The following is a 285-nucleotide window of genomic DNA, read 5'->3' on the forward strand; positions in this document are numbered from 1 at the left end:
GTTGAGCCTGGAGGCGTTCGGCCAGCCGCTGCACGACTACCCGGCGATCACCGCCAGCGTGTGCAATCTCAACCCCACCAGCCGCGGCAGCGTCCGAATCAAGAGTCGTGACCCGCGCCAGGCCCCAGCCATCGCGCCCAACTACCTCAGCACAGAGGAGGATCGTCGGGTGGCGGCGGACTCGCTGCGGGTCACCCGGCGCATTGCCGAACAGCCGGCCTTCGCCAAGTACCACCCCGAGGAGGTCAAGCCCGGTGTGCAGTACCAGAGCGACGAGGATCTCGC

General features: G+C 68.1%; 1 protein-coding gene. It reads left to right on the forward strand.

All coding sequences use genetic code 11. The features are described from left to right. A partial coding sequence (locus tag HOP58_RS22920) for a GMC oxidoreductase (RefSeq protein ID WP_234261942.1) occupies positions 1–285 on the forward strand: 285 nt, incomplete at both ends.

The organism is Halomonas sp. MCCC 1A11062 (genome assembly GCF_021404355.1).
Taxonomy (GTDB): domain Bacteria; phylum Pseudomonadota; class Gammaproteobacteria; order Pseudomonadales; family Halomonadaceae; genus Halomonas; species Halomonas aerodenitrificans.